The sequence below is a fragment of the Novosphingobium sp. genome, assembly GCF_019748365.1.
Classification (GTDB): domain Bacteria; phylum Pseudomonadota; class Alphaproteobacteria; order Sphingomonadales; family Sphingomonadaceae; genus Novosphingobium.
This window is the reverse complement of sequence record NZ_JAIEPN010000136.1, coordinates 1-2,589: the sequence shown is the minus strand read 5'-3', so window position 1 is coordinate 2,589 and position 2,589 is coordinate 1. Positions and strand designations below refer to the sequence as shown.

Annotated in this window: 4 protein-coding genes; 3 read left to right on the top strand and 1 reads right to left on the bottom strand. The window is 64.2% G+C overall.

The features are described 5' to 3' along the window. Positions 1–191, bottom strand: a 191-nt coding sequence (locus tag K5Q19_RS21955; RefSeq protein WP_365759792.1) for a transposase, incomplete at its 3' end; no start/stop codon positions are given. 12 nt (positions 192–203) lie between these two features. Between K5Q19_RS21955 and K5Q19_RS15435 the strand changes: the two genes are divergently transcribed. The 3 genes from K5Q19_RS15435 to K5Q19_RS15425 form a co-directional block, all read left to right on the top strand. Continuing rightward, complete coding sequence (locus tag K5Q19_RS15435; RefSeq protein WP_292946967.1) at positions 204–587, top strand: transposase; 384 nt, start codon at positions 204–206, stop codon at positions 585–587. After that, positions 584–931 carry an IS66 family insertion sequence element accessory protein TnpB gene (gene tnpB / locus K5Q19_RS15430; RefSeq protein WP_189622627.1) on the top strand — a complete coding sequence of 116 codons (348 nt, stop codon included), beginning with the start codon at positions 584–586 and terminating at the stop codon, positions 929–931. The genes K5Q19_RS15435 and tnpB overlap by 4 nt, the downstream gene beginning before the upstream one ends. A gap of 61 nt (positions 932–992) precedes the next feature. Next, on the top strand, positions 993–2,589 hold a 1,597-nt coding region (locus K5Q19_RS15425; protein ID WP_292946953.1), incomplete at its 3' end, for an IS66 family transposase.

Sequence of the window (2,589 nt, the reverse complement as noted above, 5' to 3'; positions counted from 1 at the left end):
CGCAGCGACCTTTCGGCAGCGTTGTTCGAGAGGCAGACCCTGCCATCGTTGAGGAAGCGGGTTAACGCGTTCCAGCGTAACCGTGGGCTGTAGGCCGCCTTGCACCGCGCGGGATTGAAGCGCTGATAGCCGCTCCTTTTGATGGGGTGGTCTGGGTGGACGGTAGCGAGGCGGAGCGAGCAAGTAGTCATATGAGTGGTCATATGACTACTCGGATTGAGGTGGCTGGCCGGGTGTCTGGCCGCCGCCGCTGGACGGTGGAGCAGAAGCTGGCGATCCTGCGGGATGCGTTTGGACCGAAGGGTTCGGTCCGCGCAGCATGCGACCGGCACGAAGTTGGCAGCGGGGCGATTTACACATGGCGGCGACAGGCGATGTCGGGAGAACTGACCGGCGTCCGGTCACCGGCCTTGCCGGCATTCTCCGAGGTTGAGGTCGCAGATCCGGTCGTCCGCGATGTTGCACCGTCGGTGCCATCACGTTGCGGGCACATCGGCATCGAACTGCCGACGGGTGTCCGCCTGACCGTGGATGCGATGGTCGATGCCGACGCCCTTGCCCGGGTGATCGCCGTGCTCGGCCGATGATCCCGCTGCCACCCTCGACGCGGGTTTACCTGGCCTGCGGCGCGACAGACATGAGGAAGGGTTTTGACGGGCTGGCGGTGCTGGTCCAGCAGGTGCTGGAGCAGTCTCCGCATTCCGGCGCGCTGTTTGCCTTCCGCGGCAAGCGCGGCGATCTGATCAAGCTGCTCTGGTTCGACGGCCAGGGGATGTGCCTGTTTTCCAAGCGCATGGATCGCGGCAAATTTGTCTGGCCGGTGACTAAGACGGGCAAGGTCAACCTCACCTCGGCCCAGCTTTCCATGCTGCTCGAAGGTATCGACTGGCGCCGTCCCGAACGCACTGCAGCGCCGCTTCTGGCAGGATAAAAAGTCGCGGATTTGCTTGGTTTTTCTGGTGCGGGATGGCCCACTTTGCTAGTGGGTCACGGTGTCGGACGCAGCCACTTCCACCCTTGATAAAGATGCCCGGATCGCCGAGCTGGAAGCAGCCTTGGCGGCCCGTGACACGCTGATCGACACGCTGCGTTTCCAGCTGGCGCAGCTGCGCCGCATGACGTTCGGTCAATCGTCGGAGAAGCTGTCGGCCCAGATCGAGCAGCTCGAACTGACACTCGAGGAGCTCGAAGGCGAAGCCGCTGTCGCCGATGCCCGCAAAGATGCGCCAGCGGCCAAGCCCGAACGGCCAGCGCCGGTCCGCAGCCTTCCGCCCCATCTTCCGCGCGCCGAGCAGCGGATCGAACCCGAAGCGGGCCATTGCAATTGCCCTGATTGTGGCGGCGTCCTGCGCCCGCTGGGTGAGGACAGCGACGAGATGCTCGACGTCCTGCCGGTGCAGTGGCGCGTGATCCGCACCATCCGTCCCAAGTACAGCTGCCGGTCCTGCGAGAAGATCGTGCAGGCGCCGGCCCCGGTGAAGGCGATTGCCCGCGGCAAGGCCAGCTTCGCCACGCTCGCCCATGTGGTCGTGTCCAAGTTCGACCATCATCTCCCGCTCTATCGGCAGGCCGAGATGATGGCGGCGCAGAGCCTCGACATCGACCGCTCGACGCTGGCGGGGTGGGCAGGACAAGCCGCGCATCTTCTCGACCCGATCGTCTCCCGGATCCGCGAGGAAGGCCTGAAGGGCGGCAAGATCCACAGCGACGATACGCCCGTGCCGATGTTGGTACCCGGCAAGGGCAAGACCGCACAGGGCCGGTTGTGGACCTACGTCGTCGACGACCGGGCCAGCGGATCAACCGCCCCGGCGCTGGTGTGGTACAGGTTCACGCCAGACCGCAGCGGTATCCATCCGCAAACCGAGCTGAAGAGCTTCACCGGCCTCCTTCAGGCCGATGGCTATGCCGGGTACGAGAAGCTCTATGCTGGCAACCGGATTCAGGAGGTCGCCTGCTGGGCGCATTTCCGTCGCAAGATCTTCGAGAACCACCAGACCAGCCCAACACCGTTGACCACCGATCTGCTTGAGCGGATCACGGCGCTCTACCGGCTCGAGGACGAGGTACGGGGTCAGCCCCCTGATGTTCGCCAACAAAAGCGACAGGAAAACACCAGGCCGCTGGTCGATGAACTGCGCGCGGCCATCGACGATGCCTTGCGCCGCCTGTCGCCGAAGTCGGCGATGGCCAAGGCGCTCGCCTATGGTCGCAAGCGCTGGATCGCGCTGACACGCTTCCTCGATGACGGCCTGGCCGAGATCGACAACAACATCGCAGAACGCGCGATGCGCAGCGTCGCAATCGGTCGGAAGAATTGGCTCTTCGCAGGGTCGAAAGCGGGAGGCGAGCGCGCCGCCGCTATCTATTCGGTTATCGAAACGGCAAAGCTCAATGGCATCGAACCGCAGGCCTACATCGCTGACGTCATCGAGAAGATCGCCAGCGGTTGGCCAGCCTCGCGCTGGGACGAACTCATGCCGTGGAATTGGGCTGCCACCGAGCAGCCGCTTATTGAGGGCATAGCGTGGGAGGTACGCCAAGCAACGCTAAGGACGAACAATACCGGAACGGCGTGCAAGGGCATCA